The sequence below is a fragment of the Yoonia sp. SS1-5 genome (genome assembly GCF_038443705.2).
GTDB lineage: Bacteria > Pseudomonadota > Alphaproteobacteria > Rhodobacterales > Rhodobacteraceae > Yoonia > Yoonia rhodophyticola.
The window spans coordinates 1,171,905-1,189,340 of the sequence record NZ_CP151767.2; the positions used below are offsets into that span (position 1 = coordinate 1,171,905).

A 17,436-nucleotide genomic window follows, 5' to 3' on the forward strand; every position below is an offset into this window, starting at 1 on the left:
ATGGGCGACATCGTCTCGTTTGACTGAAATCGCAGGGAAATCGTAGCATCCGTCCAGCGGGCCGGTCACAGGTTCTCACGGAAACGCGATGCACAGGTCTGTGAATGGCAAAGACAATCGCGATCCGTGTAGTCTTTGGTCACGCCGTGATACGGTTAATGAAATACCCAACCTGAAAAAAGGATTTCCCATGTCGAACGCCACAAAGACACTTGTCATTGCCAGCGCTGTCGCCTCTGCGCTGACAGGCCTGACCACCAACGCAACCGCCGCAGAAAACGTCAAGTGCTATGGCGTGTCGCTTGCCGGCGAGAATGATTGCGCCGCTGGCCCCGGCACAACATGCGCGGGCACGTCAACTGTTGATTACCAGGGCAATGCATGGACACTGGTCCCTGCAGAGACTTGCGAAACCATGGAACTGCCTACAATGGCAGACGGCACAGCCCGCGCCGGCTCGCTGGAAGCGCTCGCGCGCGACTTGCCAGCATAAGCGGCAATCTGCAATGGTGGGATGGGTTAAAACCCATCCTACGACAATAGCGCAATGAGACTGACCCATGCTTGATGCCAGTAAATTTGATGCGCTCCCGTCGCGCCCCGGCGTCGGCTACAAACCCCAACATTTCAACGAGATCCTCAGCGATCCAGGCCCGGTCCGGTGGCTGGAGGTTCATGCAGAAAACTACATGGGCGATGGCGGTCGCCCCCTTGCCCAGTTGCGCCATCTGGCCGCGCAGTTTGCCATTTCGGTGCATGGCGTCGGCCTGTCGATCGGCGGCGAGGCCCCGCTGGATGTCGCACATCTCAAACGCCTCAAGCAGCTGATCGACTGGCTGCAACCTGCAAGCTTTTCCGAGCATCTCGCCTGGTCCACCCATGACAGCCATTTTCTGAACGACCTGCTTCCCCTGCCCTACACAAAGCAAACCCTCGACCGCGTTGCCGCGCATATTACCCAAGTGCAGGACGTCCTGGGCCGTCAGATGCTTTTGGAAAATCCATCCAGCTATCTGGCATTCGCGGAATCAACCATGGCAGAGACCGATTTCCTCGCCAGACTGGTGCAAATGACCGGTTGCGGCCTGTTGCTTGACGTCAACAACGTCTTCATCAGCGCGACAAATCTGCGCACCACGGCGCAGGATTACATTGATGCATTCCCGCTTGAGGCTGTCGGTGAAATTCACCTGGGCGGTCACGATGAGGATGCGGATGAAACCGGCGCGCCCCTGCTGATTGACAGCCATGCCAAACCAGTGGTCGACCCGGTTTGGGCGTTGCTAGATTACACGCTGGCCCGATCCGGTCCAAAACCTGTTCTGATAGAATGGGACACTGATATTCCCGACTGGTCCACCTTACGCGACGAGGCCAACAGGGCAGACGCAGCGCTGGGTCTGGTCACATCATGACAGTGACCCAATCCGCGTTTCGGGCTGCGGTTCTTGACCCGCAACAGCCCGCGCCAACCGGCCTGCAAAACCCTGACGGCGTTCCTGCGACCAAACGGTTTGACGTCTACCGCAACAATGTCGCCGTCAGCTTGTCTGAGGCTCTGGAAACCGCGTTTCCCGTGATCCGCAAGCTTGTTGGTGATCCGTTTTTTCGGGCGATGGCCGGTGTTTATCTGCGCAAACATCCGCCCAGATCCCCGCTGATGATGTTCTATGGCGACGCAATGCCGCAATTCCTTGGTCGGTTCCCACCGGCCAAGACCCTGCCCTATCTGCCGGATATCGCTCGCCTGGAACTGGCTATGCGGCATGCGTATCATGCGGCCGATGCGACACCGATTGCCGCAGACGCACTTGGCGCATTGACCCCGGATGCGTTGATGGGTGCACGCCTTTTACTGGCACCGGCCGTGCGCGCGCTAAGCTCTGCCCATCCGATCCATGGGATCTACCGCGCCAACACGACCGATGATGCGGATCGCCCGATCATGCAGGCGGAGGCCGTGTTGATCACACGCCCCGGATTTGACCCCGAAATACACCATGTCACCCCAGCGGCCGCGACATTTATCACGGCATTGACTGACGGACAGTCATTGGGACAGGCCATGACAACCGCGGGCGACATGCTTGATCTGGGCGAGATCCTTGGTCTGCTTCTGCGCCAGAACGCCGTGATCCAAATAGACTGAAAGGCCAAAATACATGAACGCGCTTCTTTCCACCTCGCACCGGGTTGCCGGGTCGCTCAACAGGGCGGGCGATGCAGCACTGCCGTTGCTGGCCCGCTTTGTGTTTGCAGCCACGCTGGTGATGTATTTCTGGCATTCTGGCCTGACCAAACTGGGCGACGGGATCTTTGGGTTTTTACAGCCCTCGCTGGGCGCCTATGCCCAGATCTTTCCCAAGGCAATGGAAGCTGCGGGCTTTGACACCGCGCAATTGACGGCGTTTCATTGGGCCGTCGTAACCGGCGGAACCATCGCGGAATTTGTCTTGCCACTATTCATCGTGATCGGCTTCTTTACCCGCCTGTCGGCGCTGGGGATGATCGGATTTATCGCGATCCAATCCTTAACAGATCTGTACGGTCACGGGGGCATCGCGCATGAGGGCACCCTTGGCGCGTGGTTCGACAGGCTGCCCGACGGGCTGATCCTGGATCAACGCGCATTCTGGACATTGTGCCTGCTTGTGCTGGTTTTCAAAGGTGCCGGCGCGCTGTCAGTGGATCGCTGGCTGCTGCGGCGCCCGATCTACTGACCCAGATATTTCTGCTGCACATCAGCCTTCCACCCCAGCGTCCAGACGCCGTCCATGACGATCACCGGTCGTTTGAGCAATGTGGGATGGGCCGCGATCAATGTCGCCGCATCCTGCGCTTTGTCACCGTCGCTGAGGCCGCGCCAGGTGGTTGATGCCTTGTTCACCGCCTGATCGTCGAATTGCGCGACGATCTGATCAAGGTCGCCCGGGTCGATGCCATCGGCCCTGACGTCAATGATTTCCGGGGCAAAGCCCGCCTCTTCGAGGGCCTTGCGCGCCTTGCGGCACGTGTCACATGTTTTCAGTCCCCAAAAGCGCATGGCTTACCTCCGCCGATCAGCCGCCCCTGCGGCGACATGTCATTTGCCTTTTTCATAAAACACCTAACTCTGTAGGTGAAGGCCAAGGCGACAATCTGAAACCGAACGGCCGCGACGCCCGGCGACGGGCACAATTGAAGGAGAAGACGACAATGCCAAGCGGCACCGTGAAATGGTTCAACACAACCAAAGGCTTCGGGTTCATTGCCCCAGACGATGGCGGCTCAGATATTTTCGTTCATATTTCGGCCGTCGAACAATCCGGGTTGACCGGATTGGCAGATGATCAAAAGGTGACATTCGATCTCATCGACGGGCGCGATGGGCGTAAGATGGCAGGCAATCTGGCCAAGGTCGAGTAATATACGACCTGACCGCCGCCTGCCGATTTAAGCCTCTCAGGCAGCGAGCTTTCGTGTCGTGTCGTCAGCGGTGCTGATGCCGTGCGCCTGCGTGATGCGATCGCAAGTGCGGGTCAAACGGTCTACCAGATCATGGTGGATCGGCGTAAATGCCCTGATTTTCTGGTCTGTCGTATCGCTTAGGATCGTCCTTGCATTGGTCATGTTCTTGTCCCCAGTGAGTGGCAGTGACAGACCTATAACTTACTATTCCGTTACCGTCGCAGGGGAACCTAGCGTCAGCTTTCCCCCAGTGACGTTGGGTCATATTTTTAATATGTTTTATTTCAGTCAGTTAAGGCTGCCCGACGCCCCAGCGCACAGCAATTTCCCTTCCATCAGACCCGGCTGAATGTGACCTTTTAGTCGCATTTTTTGAGGCTTACCAACAGTTGGCACAAATCAACACCTCACAACCGTTGGATGCACGACACCGGACCAACCAACACTGCCTCTTTCGGCAGACACGGGCCAAACGCGAACCCATATCTGGCAACCAAAGTGCATGAACTGTTGAGATGAAGATATGGTGCGGTCGGGGGACTCGAACCCCCACGAGTGTTACCTCACAGCGACCTCAACGCTGCGCGTCTACCAATTCCGCCACGACCGCTTGTCCAAGGCTGGTAAGTGCCGACCTCATAGACGAGCCGCTTTGCGATGCCAAGAGGGGAAATCGTCCTCTTGGCAACCTGCTGTTGCAACGTTACCCAAAGCCCATGGTTGAATGGATCCAAAGTGACGGGCTGACCGAATATCCCGATGCGCTTGCCTTTATGGAAGAACGCGTCGACGCGATTATTCGCGGTGCCGCTGAAGAGGCCGTCTGGCTGGTCGAACATCCCCCGCTTTACACGGCCGGGACATCTGCAAAACGCGCTGACCTAATCGACCCGCATCGCTTTCCGGTCTATGACGCCCGCCGGGGTGGCGAATACACCTATCACGGCCCCGGGCAACGCGTCGTCTATGTCATGCTGGATCTTGGCAAACGCGGCCGCGATGTCCGTCGCTTTGTGCAGGACCTTGAGGCTTGGGTGATTGGCACCCTTGATACGTTCAACGTCAAGGGTGAGGTTCGCCCCGGCCGTGTTGGTGTTTGGGTGGAACGTCCCGAAAAACCAGCGCAGCCGGATGGTACGGTTGCGGAGGACAAGATTGCTGCCTTGGGGATCAGATTGCGCAAATGGGTCAGCTTTCATGGCCTGTCGATCAATGTTGATCCCGATTTGCGCCACTTCGATGGGATCGTACCCTGCGGCATCACGGCCCATGGGGTGACCAGCCTTGTTGATCTGGGCCTTCCGGTGTCGATGCACGACCTGGACGTGGCACTAAAGCATTGCTTTGAAACAACGATGCAGCACCCATAGGGCCAAAGGCCCCAAGGAACGCGCGATGCGAGCCTGTCCCCGACCCGCACCGCGCACTGCAAGCGCCGCATAGTGCACGATCATCAAGATCGTACCGTGAGTGAAGGCAAATGCAGCGTTGCCCACGGGCGCAAACTGCGTCCGGTGATCGGGATATGGTGTGGCAGGGGGTCTCGGCGAAAGGATCAGTGGGGTTAGTCACATGTTACAAAACCGCCAGGTCACTGATACTAATCAGTATTCTCAGATTGTCACCGTTACAGACGGCCAGTCATTTCTGCCGCCAGATCTTTGTAGTTCTGAATAAACTGCAACCCGTCCGGCGATTCCTGACATAGGCGTGGGATCGTCACAGTTGCAAAATGGTCCGGCGAGATATCGGGCCAGTTTGTTTGTTGCTGCCGGATAATCGACGCGGCCTGATCAGTTTGTCCCAGTTTGTTCAACAGCATCGCATGCCGCATGAAGGTGTAGGGTATCTCGAAAATCAACGCGGCCTGTTCCTCTGCCGCAAGCGCCAGATCGTATTCGCCGCGATGCGCATGCAACCATCCCGTCCAGGTCAGGGTCAGCCATCGGATCGGATTGTCGGCAGAAAGTGACAGATCAAATGCGATCGCCGCGGCCAGTACATCGTCAGGCGGTGCCTGACAGGAATAGGGGATCACCAAAGCCAGAAACCTGGCCAGATCATGCCCAGGGTCAAGCTCCAACACCCGGGCCATCGTCGTTTCAGCCGCGCCGATCATGCCCGCATGCCATTGCGACTGCGCCACATTGAAAACCACGTCGGGGTCCAGCGGGGCAAGTTCCATCGCCCGCTTTGCGTGGCGAACAGCCTCGTCGCGCAATGCCGGGGTGTTGGACGGCCCCGAAACATTTGCCAGATAGGCCAGCTTGTCGGCCATGACGGAATGCGCCGCCCCAAAGTCAGGGTCTTTTGTCAGGGCCAGACGCATCAGCCCAACCCGCTGCAATTCCCATTCCACCGCGTTCATTGATGGGCCAGGCACCCATGTCGCCATGACAAATAACTGCTCGGGCGACAGGGTTTGCGGATCGCGCCCGGCAAGTTGGGCCTTGGATGCACCCAACAGGCGCACCCGCAATTCGTTGCCAAAGGATTGCGCGATCCGCTGGTCAAGATCAGGCCCGTTCGCCACAACAAGTGATTTCGCCCAGACCAGCCTGTCGGTGGCCGGAATGATTAGCTCTGCGTCAATCCGGTGCCCCTCGGGGTTTTCTTCCCCAACCCAACCGCGCAAGGCGAATTCGGCCGTCGGTCGTTGCCGGCTGCCTGTGGGGTTTGAAAGTACCGTGACCTGCTGCATCCGTGCCAGCCCTTGCCGCAGCACGGAACTGACGGCGGCGGCAATGTCGGGATCACCCTGAAAGTCGACCAGAGCGATCCGCACCGCCCGTTCGGGTTCGACGACCTGCATGGGGGCATCGAAGGCATAGTAAATTCCCATCACCGCGACACCAAGCAGGGCAACCATCCCACCAATCACCGGCCATTTCCGGGTAGGGGCGGGCGTTTCCGGTATCGTTTCGACAATAAGGGCCAGCTCCAGCACCGGCCGGTATGATCCGACCGGGATATCGACACTCAGCGGGATTTGCGCATGTGAACTTGCATTGAACACCGCGAGCGCTGATCGCAGTCGCCCCATCTCAACCCGGACACTGCTGTCGGTGGACGGGTCAAAATCATCCGGCTTGTCAAAAACGTCGAGCCCGATTGCATAGGCCTTGAGGGTATCGCCCTGCCCGGCGACTTCGGTCCGGATCAGGTATTCAAGCAACCGTTGTCGCCGCGCACTTTTGCCCAGCACGCCTGACGCCTGCACGGCGTCAAGATAGGTCGAAATATCGTCGTCTGAAATGCTTTGGGTCATCAGTGGCAGGTTACCTGAATGCGCAGCGATCCACACGCCCAAGTTTATACCGGCCTTGGGATGCAATCAACTTTGGTGCCGCATTGCCGCCGGCCCGCACAAGCCGCGACAAACAAACGCAAATACGTGCCATGCAGTCGTGAAACCAAAACAGCCCTGCGCCAATTTAACCCAGCTTCGGCCTTGCATCCTTTGTTGCTCCTTCTGACGCAAGCGACTAGAACCGGTGCAAATTTGGGGCGCAGTGAATCGTCCCATCCGTGATAGTAGCCAATACGAGGAGAGCCAAAAATGGCAGATGCAGCCATCCACGGCGACGCACATGAGGACAACAGGGGCTTCTTTACCCGCTGGTTCATGTCCACAAACCACAAGGATATCGGGATCCTCTACCTGTTTGTTGCAGGTGTGCTTGGTTTCATTTCCGTAGCGTTTACAGTGTATATGCGCCTGGAATTGATGAACCCCGGCGTCCAATACATGTGCGTCGAAGGCGCGCGTTTCATTGCGGATGCGTCTGCGGAATGTACGCCAAACGGGCATTTGTGGAACGTGATGATCACCTATCACGGCGTCCTGATGATGTTCTTTGTGGTTATTCCGGCGCTCTTTGGCGGCTTTGGCAACTACTTCATGCCGCTGCAGATCGGCGCGCCTGACATGGCGTTCCCGCGGCTGAACAATCTGTCGTTCTGGATGTTTGTCGCCGGTGCTGCACTTGGTGTCGCTTCAATGCTGGCGCCGGGGGGTAATGGGCAGCTTGGCTCGGGCGTGGGGTGGGTGCTTTACCCGCCGCTTTCCACGTCAGAAGGCGGGATGTCCATGGATCTCGCGATCTTTGCGGTTCACTTGTCCGGTGCCTCCTCGATCCTGGGCGCGATCAACATGATCACGACCTTCCTGAACATGCGTGCCCCAGGCATGACATTGCACAAGGTGCCGCTGTTTGCATGGTCGATCTTCGTGACCGCCTGGCTGATCCTTCTGGCCCTGCCCGTTCTGGCGGGTGCAATCACCATGCTGCTGACAGACCGGAACTTTGGCACGACCTTCTTCCAGCCCGAAGGCGGCGGCGATCCGATCCTGTACCAGCACATCCTGTGGTTCTTTGGCCACCCGGAAGTGTACATCATCATTATCCCGGGCTTCGGGATTATCAGCCACGTCATTGCAACCTTCAGCCGCAAGCCTGTCTTTGGCTATCTGCCGATGGTCTATGCGATGGTCGCGATTGGTGTTCTGGGCTTCGTCGTCTGGGCGCACCACATGTACACGGTGGGCATGTCCCTGACCCAGCAATCCTACTTCATGCTGGCAACCATGGTCATCGCGGTGCCGACGGGTGTGAAAATCTTCTCATGGATCGCCACCATGTGGGGCGGATCGGTTGAGTTCAAAACACCGATGCTCTGGGCTTTCGGGTTCCTTTTTCTGTTCACCGTTGGTGGTGTCACAGGGATTGTACTGTCGCAGGCAGGGGTCGACCGGGTCTATCACGACACCTATTATGTGGTTGCGCATTTCCACTATGTGATGTCGCTTGGCGCGGTATTCGCCATCTTTGCGGGGATCTATTTCTACCTGCCAAAGATGTCGGGCAGAATGTATCCTGAATGGGCGGGCAAGCTGCACTTTTGGGCGATGTTCATCGGGGCCAACCTGACCTTCTTCCCACAACACTTCCTGGGTCGTCAGGGCATGCCACGGCGTTACATCGACTATCCGGACGCATTTGCATTGTGGAACTACGTGTCCAGCTGGGGGGCGTTCCTGTCCTTCGCATCGTTCCTCTTCTTCATCGGGGTCCTGTTCTACACGCTGGCCAAAGGCAAGCGGGTGACAGAAAACAACCCATGGAATGAATATGCGGACACGCTGGAATGGACGCTGCCCTGCCCACCGCCAGAGCATACGTTTGAAACGCTGCCCAAACAGTCGGATTGGGACAAGCAACCGGCCCACTAGCGGCAGACAAATAATCGCGCAAAGCCCCGCCTTGGCGGGGCTTTTCATTTTGGTGAACAGGCCATGCGTGCATCCAGCTTGCGGATATCCTTGCGCATCCGCACCATATAGCGCTCAAACGGCAACCAGCGTTTCAGCCGCAAGGCGGATTTCGATTGCGGATGGGTCAGGATATGCGCGTCCCCCCCAGACATTCCCGCAATGATCGCAGCCGCAATATCGTCTGCATCCAGCCGCGACCTCTCCACCAGTCGTTTTGTCATCTTCTCGGCCATGTCGTCAGCGGCACGCATGTTCCGCGCCAGATCAGTCCGAAAGAATGCGGGACATGCGACCTGCGTCCTGATCCCGGCATCCTCCAACTCCAGCATCATCGTCTCGGACAAAGCGACAACCGCGGCCTTGGTCGCATTATACGCCCCCGCATTCGGTAGATACAAAAACCCTGCCATCGAGGCGATATTCAGATATCGGCCATGCCCCTGCGCGCGGAACAGTGGTGTAAATGCCTTTACCGCGCGCACAATGCCAAGAAAGTTGATATCAACAATCCATTGCCAATCATCCAGCGGCGTCTTTTCCAGCGGTCCCATTTGCGCGACACCGGCATTGTTGATCACCAGATCAACGCCGCCCCATTCCTGCTGGACCCAGACAACGACCTGTTCAAAGTCAACCGCCTGACGCACGTCGCAAGCGATGAAGGACACCCCCAGTTCATCTGCACAGGTCTGCCCTGCAACCAGATCAACATCCCCAATCAGGACCTGCCACCCGTCTGCAACAAGCCCCTTCGCCAAGGCCCGGCCCAATCCTGCGGCCCCACCTGTGATAAATGCGCGTTGCGGCATCAGGCAATCTTGTCGGATCGACCGGCTCTGCGCCCCGAGAAGATGCACCCCCCAAGAAAGGTGCCTTCCAGCGCGTTATATCCATGATAACCACCGCCACCAAAACCCGCCACCTCGCCCGCCGCAAAAAGCCCCGGTATCGGCGTGCCTGCTGCATTCAACATCTGACCATCAAGGTCCGTCTGCAGCCCCCCCAAGGTCTTGCGGGTGATGATATTCAGCTTCACTGCAATCAGCGGCCCATTGGCCGGATCAAGGAATTTGTGCAGTTTAGCCGTCCGCTGGAATTTATCCCCCCGATAATTGCGCGCCGCATGGATCGCCATGATCTGCGCATCCTTGGTAAACGGGTTATCTGTCTGCGCATCACGTGCGGTAATCTCGGCTGTGATCTTGTCCAGCGGCAGCAGATCGTCCCCTGTCATCGCATTCATCTTTGCCACAAGGTCAGGCAAGGTTTCGGCCACAACAAAGTTCTCGCCATGCGCCTTGAACGCCTCGACCGCCGGGGTCGCTTTCTTGTTCAGAATGCGTTGGCGCAGAACCTCCTTCCAGGATTTCTGGGCAAAGTCCGGATTCTGCTCGGACCCGGACAGGGCAAATTCCTTTTTGACGATTTTCTGGGTTGTGATGAACCAGGAATAATCAAAGCCGGTATCAAGGATCATTTTCAGCGTTGCGAGGCTGTCAAATCCGGGCAGCGCAGGCGGTGGAAAGCGGTTGCCTCTTGCATCAAACCACATTGACGACGGCCCGGGCAGAATACGAATTCCGTGATTGGGCCAGATCGGATCCCAATTCTTGACCCCTTCGGTATAGTGCCACATCCGGTCACTATTGATCAGATGCCCGCCGGCTTGCTGACTGATCCCCACCATGCGCCCGTCAACATGGGCCGGAACACCTGCAATCATCTCTTTTGGTGCGGGGCCAAGCCGGTCGGTCGGCCATGATTGGCGCACAAGGTCAAAATCCCCACCAATCCCGCCAGAGCTGACCAGCACCGCGGCGGCGCGCAATTCAAAATCACCAATAATCTCACGGTTGGTTTCCTGCCCCCGCAGGCTGTCATCAGGGGCCAGTATTTCCCCGGCCACCCCCTTTGCGGCACCGTTTTCCATGATGATCTGCGAACAGCGATGCCGAAACATCAGGCGAATGCGCCCGGTTTGGCTATGTTCCCGCACCCGGCGCTCGAACGGTTCTTGCGTTGCCGGGCCGACACCCCATGTCAGATGAAAGCGCGGGACAGAGTTTCCATGGCCCGACCCAAAACCGCCCCCGCGTTCGGCCCAGCCAACGATAGGAAACCAGCGCATGCCCATCGCATGCAGCCACGGGCGCATGTCACCTGCGGCGAAATCAACATAAGCCTCGGCCCATTTACGGGGCCAGTGATCTTCGGGCCGGTCAAACTGTGCCGATCCCATCCAGTCGGCCAAGGCAAGATCGCGGCTGTCCTTGATCCCCATGCGCCGTTGCTCGGGTGTGTCGACAAGCATCAACCCGCCAAGCGACCAGAACGCCTGCCCGCCCAGAAAGGACTCGGGTTCCTGGTCGATAATCGTGACCGCCTTGCCACGATCTGCAAGCTCTGCCGCGGCAACAAGTCCGGCCAGCCCGGCGCCCACCACAATGACATCCGATTGGTCCATGCCTCCCCCTCCCCGGCAGCTAGTCCATGCGACGATATAACAGCACCGCAGGCACAACGATCAGATACATGACCACGCCATAGATGGCCGATGGCAAGGCATACCCGGTAAAGCCGGCGCCCCCATCAACGATCAGCGCTGCAATCGCGATACCAAGTGTTCCATTCTGGATGCCGGTTTCGATGGAAATCGTCTTGGCCTCGCGCAGACTGCGCCCCAGAATGCGTGGCAGCAGGAAGCCAAGCGTCGTCAGCACCGCCAGCAGCGCAAGGGATGCAGGCCCCAGCGTCAGCATATTGGCGGTGAACAAAGCCCAGTTCGCGCCCACCGCGGCAAGCACAATCACCACAAACAGAATGACGGCTGCAAATGACAGCCCTCTCTCGACCCCGGCGATGGCCGCCGGAAACATCCGACGCACGGCCATGCCCACCGTGATGGGGACAACAGTCAGTGCAAACATCGTGATTGCGGTTCTGGTGATATTCACGTCAGGCGCGTTTTCGGCCATGAATGTGGTGATCGCAAAGCCCAGGATCAAAGGCACTGTGATCACGCTGGTCAGACTGATCACCGCTGTCAGCGAAACAGACAAGGCAACATCGGCCTTTGCCAGACGGGCGATAATATTGCTGGTCACCCCGCCCGGGCAGGCCGCTAAAATCATGAACCCAACTGCGAGTTCGCCGGTCAGACCAAATGAAATAGCGACCATATAGGCCACAGCCGGCAGCAGGATGATCTGGTTCAACGCGCCCACGGTAAATGCGAGCGGCCGTTGACCCACACGCAGGAAATCCGCAGGCGTCAAACCCACGCCGAGCGAAAACATGATAAAGGCCAAGCCCAGCGGCAAGACAACCGACACCAAAATATCCATGGACATCCCCTTCCCCGACCGCGTGAAATTGGGCGCGACCTTTGACGGCAGAAAACCACGCTTCGGTCGCCGCGCCTAGGGTCACGACCGACTATTTCCACGCCGCCAGCGCAGATTTCACCAAATATCAGCGGTTTAGGACGCGCAGACCATAGGTGTTCTACGGACAAGCGGCCCGTGCCGCTGAGGTGAAGTGAAATCCGCGCCCAAGGGGTTTGACTGATTTCGGCCGTGATCAGCGTTACATCCCCTTGAAATAGAACCACTATTGCGGCGGGGCTGCGCCTCGTCACGACCAAAATCAGTCAAACTGGCGACGTGGCATGAATGGGTCCTGACCCTCGTCAAAACGCACGAGGTCTGTGTCACAACCCGCGACACCAGTACGCATTTTCCTGGCCGCAGCAATCAGCTAAGTGGTCGACATGCCCTACGAATGGACGCCCGAACCACCACATGCCCAGCCTGACTGGCAGCTTTGCCTCTGGCCTTACAGATCCCTGTTGCGCAAGGATTTCGTCCTGTTTATCGGGGCGACCGCGCTGATCGTGACACTGCCTTTGCTGACGGTGCTGGGGACAGCGATCCTGTGGGGATTGTTGCCGTTCTTTGCCCTGATGCTCTGGGGGCTGTGGACAGCGCTCAGCATCAGCTACAAGCGGGGCGAGGTTCTCGAAGAACTCACCGTGACCGATAGCAAGGCGCACCTGACGCGGCACAACCCCAAAGGTGGCAGGCAGGAATGGGAGGCCAACCGGTATTGGGTCACCGTGCATCTCCATCCAACCGGCGGACCGGTGGAAAACTACATCACGCTGCGGGGTGGGGACCGCGAGGTTGAAATCGGCGCGTTTCTCGACGCGCAGGAACGGCTGGCACTCTATGATGATCTGCGTCAGGCTTTGCGTCTTGGCGCTGCGCCGTAGGATGGGTCTTGACCCATCCTGACGGCAACAGGCGGTCAGCCCAACCTGTCTTTGACCATCGGACCGGCTTTGCCAAAATCCATCTGGCCGGTGTATTTGCCTTTCAACACGGCCATGACCTTACCCATGTCGCGAATGCTCTCGGCACCGACCTCGGCGATCGCATCATCAACGGCCTGCGCACTTTCCTCGGGCGAGAGTTGTTTGGGCAGGAATTCTTCAATGATCTTGATCTCGGCCAGTTCCTTTTCCGCCAGTTCCAGGCGGCCGCCCTCTTCGTACGCGCGCGCGCTTTCCTGACGTTGTTTGACCATCCGTCCCATGATGGCCAGAATGTCGGCGTCTGAGACGCCTGCATCCTCGTCAGCGCTGCCACGCAGGGCAATATCCTTGTCCTTGATCGCTGCATTGATCAGCCGCAGGGTCGACAAACGGTCAGCCTCTTTCGACTTCATCGCATCTTTCAGGGCCGCATTGACCCTTTGGCGCATGTCCATGAATACTCCCGTTCATGACAGTAAAAACAGGCCGGACCTTAGCTTGGGAATTGCAGTAGTTCAAGCGGATCAGCCCTTATTTGCAAGGGGGCAATAACGCCTTGACCATCACCGGGGCGGCCCTTAAACCCGGGCCAATTTGACCAAAAGGAGACGCGCGATGACTGGGACCCCTACCGCCTGCCTGGCTTTGGCTGATGGCACGATCTTCTACGGTATGGGTTTTGGGGCAACCGGCGAAACCACGGCCGAACTTTGTTTTAATACTGCGATGACCGGATATCAGGAAATCATGACCGACCCGTCCTATGCCGGGCAAGTGGTCACATTCACCTTCCCGCATATCGGCAACACGGGCGTGAACCCCGAAGATGACGAAACCGCGGAACCCGTCGCCGCCGGCATGGTGGTGAAATGGGACCCGACCCGCGCCTCTAACTGGCGCAGCGTCGAAGAACTGGGGCCATGGCTGGCCAAGCGGAACCGGATCGGCATGGGCGGCGTGGATACCCGCCGATTAACCCGGGCGATCCGCCAGCAAGGTGCGCCGCATGTGGCCCTGTCCCACCGGGCGGACGGCAAGTTTGATATCGCCGCATTGGTTGCAAAGGCGCGGGCATTTCAAGGGCTTGAAGGGCTGGACCTCGCCAAGGAAGTGACCTGCGCGCAATCTTACCGCTGGAACGAGATGCGGTGGGCCTGGCCGGATGGCTACACCAGTCAAGACAACCCGCGTCACAAGGTTGTCGCGATTGATTTTGGTGCAAAGCGCAACATTCTGCGGTGCCTGGCCAGTGCGGGATGCGATGTGACCGTCCTGCCCGCCACCGCAACCGCACAAGATGTGCTGGCCCTCAAGCCCGATGGCGTCTTTCTGTCAAACGGCCCGGGCGATCCGGCCGCAACCGGCGTCTATGCTGTGCCCATGATCAAAGAGGTTCTGGCAGCAGATCTGCCCGTCTTTGGCATTTGCCTCGGCCATCAGATGCTGGCCCTCGCCCTGGGCGCCAAAACGATCAAGATGAATCACGGCCATCATGGGGCCAATCACCCCGTCAAGGACCGCGAAACCGGCAAGGTGGAAATCACCTCTATGAACCACGGGTTCACCGTCGATAGCCAGACCCTCCCCGCCGGGGTCACGGAAACGCATGTTTCACTATTTGATGGCAGCAATTGTGGGATCCGCGTTGCCGGCAAGCCGATTTTCAGCGTGCAATACCACCCCGAGGCCAGCCCCGGCCCACAGGACAGTTATTATCTGTTCGAACGCTTTGCCGAGGCCATGCGCGCGTAAAACCGCGCCAACACTGTTATCCTTAACGTGCTGTTAAGCGAGATGGCGGATGCTCGGCCCCAGGAATTCGGGGAACGGCATTTTGGCACTTGGGCACGCAAACAGACAGGTTGACCGTGGATTGGCGGATGCCCGGCATGGCGGGTTCCTAAGTCCCGCGCTGGTCAGTCGCGGCCTCGTGTCCGACGAACTTGCCAATGCCGCAACGGTCAAGGCGCAACGCCTGGGTCTGGCGCTTGATGATGTCTACGCGCGCAGCTTTGCCGTCTCGCCCCTATCCATCGCGCAAACCGTCGCAAATCACCACGGCGCGCAAATCATTAACCCGCTGGAAGATGTCCCCGACCTGGCGCTGGTGCGCCAATTCGGGCCTGCGAAATGCCTGCAACATGGCATCATGCCGTGGCGCCAGATCGGCGGTGATACGATTGTCCTGACCGCGCGGCCAAGCCAGTTCATGCGCCACGAGGCCGCCCTTGCCGGTCGCTTCGGCCGCATCCGCATGGCCGTCACAACCGAAGATCAGCTTGCCCAGACCGTCACCCGGTATTGCGGCCATGTTCTTGCACAAGAGGCGGAAAACAAGGTTCCCGCCGCCGAAAGTTGCCGCGACTGGAACCCGCGTTTTGCGTTAATTTGCGGCGCGCTGGCGCTGCTTGGTGCCATGGCCCTTGCCATTGCCACCCCGCAGGTTTTCTTTGCGGCACTGACGGGTTGGGCCATCATCGTGCTGGCACTACACACGGCGTTGAAGGCCACCGCGGCCTATATCGGCTGGCGCAATGTACCGCCCTCGCCACATTCGGTGGTGCCGGCCCGTCTGCCGGTGATCACGATGCTGGTCCCGCTCTATAATGAAACGGCCATTGCCGAACATCTCCTGACCCGTCTGAAAGCCCTCGACTATCCGCGCGAGCTGCTGGATGTCTGTCTGGTTCTGGAAGCTGATGACGCCACGACCCGGGAAACATTGGGGCGGACGACGTTGCCCACCTGGATGCGCGCCATCGTCGTCCCCAAAGGCACAATCAAGACCAAGCCGCGGGCGCTGAATTACGCATTGAATTTCGCGCGCGGGGCGATCATCGGCATCTGGGATGCCGAAGATGCACCCGCCCCGGACCAATTGCATATTGCCGCAAACCATTTCGCCAATTGCGGCCATGACGTCGTCTGCCTGCAAGGCACGCTGGACTATTACAACGCCAGCGCAAACTGGTTAACCCGCTGCTTTACAATCGAATATGCAAGTTGGTTCCGGGTGATACTGCCCGGCCTGCAAAAACTGGGGCTGGTCATTCCGCTGGGCGGGACCACGCTTTTTTTCCGGCGCGATGCGATTGAGGTTCTGGGCGGATGGGACGCACATAACGTCACCGAAGATGCCGATCTTGGCGTTCGGTTGGCCAGACATGGGTATCGCACCGAACTGATCCGCACCGTCACCGAAGAAGAGGCGAATGGACGCGCCTGGCCCTGGGTCAAGCAGCGTTCACGCTGGTTGAAGGGCTATGCGATCACTTACGGTGTTCACATGCGCCATCCACGCAAACTGTGGCAGGATTTGGGGGCATGGCGTTTTTTCGGTGTGCAACTGCTGTTTCTGGGGACTTTGTCGCAATTTGTGCTGGCGCCGGTCCTGTGGACCTTTTGGCTGCTTCCGTTCGGGTTTTCGCACCCGCTGTCGGATATGGTTGCCCCTTGGGCGTTCTGGGCTTTGGGCGGGCTGTTCATCACGTCGGAAATTGTGGGGTTTGCCGCCGCGACAGTAGGGGTTCGCAAAGCCGGGAAAGGTTGGCTGATCAAATGGGCGCTGACGCTTCAATTCTATTTCCCGCTGGCGGCACTCGCTGCCTATAAGGGCCTTTACGAATTGGCGACGAAGCCATTTTACTGGGACAAGACCGCGCATGGGGTGCTGTTGCCCACCGGCTGGCAGGCTACTCCGCCGCCTCAACAGCCGCCGCATCAAGCTTCAGGCGGGTGACAAACGCCTTGGAAATATGATCGCGCAACGCCTGATCAGCCGCATCACCATCCCCTGCCTCAATCGCGGCCACGATTTCTGCATGTTCCTCCAACGTACCGGTTGTCCGCCCCTCGGCGGCGAGCGATGTTGTCGCAAGCAACGCCATCGACCGATGAACAAGGTCCAGTTGGCGCACCAGAAACCGGTTATGCGATGCCAGGTGGATCTGCTTGTGAAACCGGCGATTGGCCCGGCTAAGCGCGTTGGGATCACCGACCAGCTTTTTATCCGCCTCTAGCATGTCGCGCAGCACTTTGACTTCTTCGGGTGTCGCATGCCGTGCAGCCAGCCGGGCGGCCAACCCTTCCAACTCGCCTCGGACGACATAGAGTTCGGACAATTGCGAATGATCCAGTGACGCGACAATCAGCGACCTGCCGTCACGGGTCAGCAAAGACTGGGTTTCCAACCGTTGCAACGCTTCGCGAATGGGGGTGCGCGACACGCCAAACCGCTCGGCCAGTTCACTTTCGACAAGCCGGTCACCGGGCTTGTAGAGATGGCTGTCAATGGCCTCCAGGATCAGCGCATAGGCATCTTTTTGGGGCGTGCGGGTATCTTGCATGGGGCGAATGCCTTTCAGGTCTGCCCGAGCATACGCGGCCCATGCCACGGCAATCA

Annotated in this window: 18 protein-coding genes and 1 tRNA gene; 10 read left to right on the forward strand and 9 right to left on the reverse strand. The window is 58.5% G+C overall.

The window, feature by feature from the left end; translation table 11 throughout:
* Nucleotides 1-190 precede the first annotated feature (190 nt).
* The 4 genes from AABB31_RS07400 to AABB31_RS07415 all read left to right on the forward strand — a co-directional run bounded on the left by AABB31_RS07400 (nt 191) and on the right by AABB31_RS07415 (nt 2,720).
* A complete protein-coding gene (locus AABB31_RS07400) occupies nt 191-493 on the forward strand; it encodes a DUF2282 domain-containing protein (RefSeq protein ID WP_342078747.1) in 303 nt (100 codons plus the stop codon).
* Nucleotides 494-560: 67 nt separating this feature from the next.
* Nucleotides 561-1,415 carry a DUF692 domain-containing protein gene (locus AABB31_RS07405; RefSeq protein ID WP_342078746.1) on the forward strand — a complete coding sequence of 285 codons (855 nt, stop codon included), beginning with the start codon at nt 561-563 and terminating at the stop codon, nt 1,413-1,415.
* Nucleotides 1,412-2,149, forward strand: coding sequence for a DNA-binding domain-containing protein (locus tag AABB31_RS07410; protein ID WP_342078745.1), 738 nt, complete (start codon nt 1,412-1,414; stop codon nt 2,147-2,149). The genes AABB31_RS07405 and AABB31_RS07410 overlap by 4 nt, the downstream gene beginning before the upstream one ends.
* A 13-nt stretch (nt 2,150-2,162) precedes the next feature.
* On the forward strand, nt 2,163-2,720 hold the full coding sequence (locus tag AABB31_RS07415; RefSeq protein ID WP_342078744.1) for a DoxX family protein: 558 nt from the start codon (nt 2,163-2,165) through the stop codon (nt 2,718-2,720).
* Here the strand turns inward: AABB31_RS07415 and AABB31_RS07420 are convergent.
* Nucleotides 2,714-3,043 carry an ArsC/Spx/MgsR family protein gene (locus AABB31_RS07420; RefSeq protein WP_342078743.1) on the reverse strand — a complete coding sequence of 110 codons (330 nt, stop codon included), beginning with the start codon at nt 3,041-3,043 and terminating at the stop codon, nt 2,714-2,716. The two genes, AABB31_RS07415 and AABB31_RS07420, sit on opposite strands and share 7 nt — an antisense overlap.
* 152 nt (nt 3,044-3,195) lie before the next feature.
* Here AABB31_RS07420 and AABB31_RS07425 point away from each other — a divergent pair, with 152 nt between their 5' ends.
* A complete protein-coding gene (locus AABB31_RS07425; RefSeq protein ID WP_342078742.1) occupies nt 3,196-3,405 on the forward strand; it encodes a cold-shock protein in 210 nt (69 codons plus the stop codon).
* A 36-nt stretch (nt 3,406-3,441) separates the two neighbouring features.
* Here the strand turns inward: AABB31_RS07425 and AABB31_RS07430 are convergent, their stop codons facing one another.
* The gene (locus tag AABB31_RS07430; protein WP_342078741.1) at nt 3,442-3,609 is read right to left on the reverse strand and encodes a hypothetical protein; all 168 of its coding nucleotides are present in this window, start codon (nt 3,607-3,609) and stop codon (nt 3,442-3,444) included.
* 362 nt (nt 3,610-3,971) lie between these two features.
* Nucleotides 3,972-4,057: transfer RNA gene (locus AABB31_RS07435), tRNA-Leu, on the reverse strand.
* Between the two features lie 82 nt (nt 4,058-4,139).
* Here AABB31_RS07435 and lipB point away from each other — a divergent pair.
* Complete coding sequence (gene lipB / locus AABB31_RS07440; RefSeq protein WP_342078874.1) at nt 4,140-4,817, forward strand: lipoyl(octanoyl) transferase LipB; 678 nt, start codon at nt 4,140-4,142, stop codon at nt 4,815-4,817.
* 257 nt (nt 4,818-5,074) lie between these two features.
* On the opposite strand, the gene AABB31_RS07445 is transcribed toward lipB, so the two are convergent.
* A complete protein-coding gene (locus AABB31_RS07445; protein ID WP_342078740.1) occupies nt 5,075-6,715 on the reverse strand; it encodes a hypothetical protein in 1,641 nt (546 codons plus the stop codon).
* A gap of 291 nt (nt 6,716-7,006) precedes the next feature.
* Between AABB31_RS07445 and ctaD the strand changes: the two genes are divergently transcribed.
* The gene (gene ctaD / locus AABB31_RS07450) at nt 7,007-8,680 is read left to right on the forward strand and encodes a cytochrome c oxidase subunit I (protein WP_342078739.1); all 1,674 of its coding nucleotides are present in this window, start codon (nt 7,007-7,009) and stop codon (nt 8,678-8,680) included.
* Between the two features lie 44 nt (nt 8,681-8,724).
* Here ctaD and AABB31_RS07455 read toward each other — a convergent pair whose 3' ends face one another.
* Genes AABB31_RS07455 through AABB31_RS07465 form a run of 3 tightly spaced genes read right to left on the reverse strand, consistent with a single transcriptional unit; the run spans nt 8,725 to nt 12,066 of the window.
* Nucleotides 8,725-9,531: an SDR family NAD(P)-dependent oxidoreductase gene (locus AABB31_RS07455; protein ID WP_373635583.1), complete on the reverse strand. Its 807-nt coding sequence runs from the start codon at nt 9,529-9,531 to the stop codon at nt 8,725-8,727.
* Nucleotides 9,531-11,186, reverse strand: a complete 1,656-nt coding sequence (locus AABB31_RS07460) for an FAD-binding dehydrogenase (RefSeq protein ID WP_342078737.1) — start codon at nt 11,184-11,186, stop codon at nt 9,531-9,533. Before AABB31_RS07460 ends, AABB31_RS07455 begins: the two co-directional genes overlap by 1 nt.
* Nucleotides 11,187-11,205: 19 nt before the next feature.
* Nucleotides 11,206-12,066, reverse strand: coding sequence for a bile acid:sodium symporter family protein (locus AABB31_RS07465; protein ID WP_342078736.1), 861 nt, complete (start codon nt 12,064-12,066; stop codon nt 11,206-11,208).
* Between the two features lie 425 nt (nt 12,067-12,491).
* Here AABB31_RS07465 and AABB31_RS07470 point away from each other — a divergent pair, with 425 nt between their 5' ends.
* On the forward strand, nt 12,492-12,992 hold the full coding sequence (locus AABB31_RS07470) for a DUF2244 domain-containing protein (RefSeq protein ID WP_373635584.1): 501 nt from the start codon (nt 12,492-12,494) through the stop codon (nt 12,990-12,992).
* A gap of 35 nt (nt 12,993-13,027) precedes the next feature.
* Here AABB31_RS07470 and AABB31_RS07475 read toward each other — a convergent pair whose 3' ends face one another.
* Nucleotides 13,028-13,489, reverse strand: coding sequence for a GatB/YqeY domain-containing protein (locus AABB31_RS07475; RefSeq protein WP_342078735.1), 462 nt, complete (start codon nt 13,487-13,489; stop codon nt 13,028-13,030).
* Nucleotides 13,490-13,649: 160 nt separating this feature from the next.
* Between AABB31_RS07475 and carA the strand changes: the two genes are divergently transcribed.
* Nucleotides 13,650-14,786 (forward strand): glutamine-hydrolyzing carbamoyl-phosphate synthase small subunit, encoded by a 1,137-nt coding sequence (carA, locus tag AABB31_RS07480; protein ID WP_342078734.1) that lies wholly within the window; start codon nt 13,650-13,652, stop codon nt 14,784-14,786.
* Nucleotides 14,787-14,868: 82 nt separating this feature from the next.
* Nucleotides 14,869-16,773 (forward strand): glycosyltransferase family 2 protein, encoded by a 1,905-nt coding sequence (locus tag AABB31_RS07485; RefSeq protein ID WP_373635585.1) that lies wholly within the window; start codon nt 14,869-14,871, stop codon nt 16,771-16,773.
* Here AABB31_RS07485 and AABB31_RS07490 read toward each other — a convergent pair.
* Nucleotides 16,727-17,380, reverse strand: a complete 654-nt coding sequence (locus AABB31_RS07490; protein WP_342078872.1) for a GntR family transcriptional regulator — start codon at nt 17,378-17,380, stop codon at nt 16,727-16,729. The genes AABB31_RS07485 and AABB31_RS07490 overlap by 47 nt on opposite strands.
* Nucleotides 17,381-17,436: the final 56 nt, after the last annotated feature.

Bases quoted from the DNA above. Each gene is read 5' to 3' on its own strand.
- AABB31_RS07430 (WP_342078741.1), bottom strand. From the start codon at position 3,609: ATGACCAATGCAAGGACGATCCTAAGCGATACGACAGACCAGAAAATC.
- AABB31_RS07410 (WP_342078745.1), top strand. From the start codon at position 1,412: ATGACAGTGACCCAATCCGCGTTTCGGGCTGCGGTTCTTGACCCGCAA.
- AABB31_RS07400 (WP_342078747.1), top strand. From the start codon at position 191: ATGTCGAACGCCACAAAGACACTTGTCATTGCCAGCGCTGTCGCCTCT.
- AABB31_RS07460 (WP_342078737.1), bottom strand. From the start codon at position 11,186: ATGGACCAATCGGATGTCATTGTGGTGGGCGCCGGGCTGGCCGGACTT.
- AABB31_RS07445 (WP_342078740.1), bottom strand. From the start codon at position 6,715: ATGACCCAAAGCATTTCAGACGACGATATTTCGACCTATCTTGACGCC.
- carA (WP_342078734.1), top strand. From the start codon at position 13,650: ATGACTGGGACCCCTACCGCCTGCCTGGCTTTGGCTGATGGCACGATC.
- AABB31_RS07475 (WP_342078735.1), bottom strand. From the start codon at position 13,489: ATGGACATGCGCCAAAGGGTCAATGCGGCCCTGAAAGATGCGATGAAG.
- AABB31_RS07470 (WP_373635584.1), top strand. From the start codon at position 12,492: ATGCCCTACGAATGGACGCCCGAACCACCACATGCCCAGCCTGACTGG.
- AABB31_RS07465 (WP_342078736.1), bottom strand. From the start codon at position 12,066: ATGGATATTTTGGTGTCGGTTGTCTTGCCGCTGGGCTTGGCCTTTATC.
- AABB31_RS07490 (WP_342078872.1), bottom strand. From the start codon at position 17,380: ATGCAAGATACCCGCACGCCCCAAAAAGATGCCTATGCGCTGATCCTG.
- ctaD (WP_342078739.1), top strand. From the start codon at position 7,007: ATGGCAGATGCAGCCATCCACGGCGACGCACATGAGGACAACAGGGGC.
- AABB31_RS07405 (WP_342078746.1), top strand. From the start codon at position 561: ATGCTTGATGCCAGTAAATTTGATGCGCTCCCGTCGCGCCCCGGCGTC.
- AABB31_RS07425 (WP_342078742.1), top strand. From the start codon at position 3,196: ATGCCAAGCGGCACCGTGAAATGGTTCAACACAACCAAAGGCTTCGGG.
- AABB31_RS07455 (WP_373635583.1), bottom strand. From the start codon at position 9,531: ATGCCGCAACGCGCATTTATCACAGGTGGGGCCGCAGGATTGGGCCGG.
- AABB31_RS07415 (WP_342078744.1), top strand. From the start codon at position 2,163: ATGAACGCGCTTCTTTCCACCTCGCACCGGGTTGCCGGGTCGCTCAAC.
- AABB31_RS07420 (WP_342078743.1), bottom strand. From the start codon at position 3,043: ATGCGCTTTTGGGGACTGAAAACATGTGACACGTGCCGCAAGGCGCGC.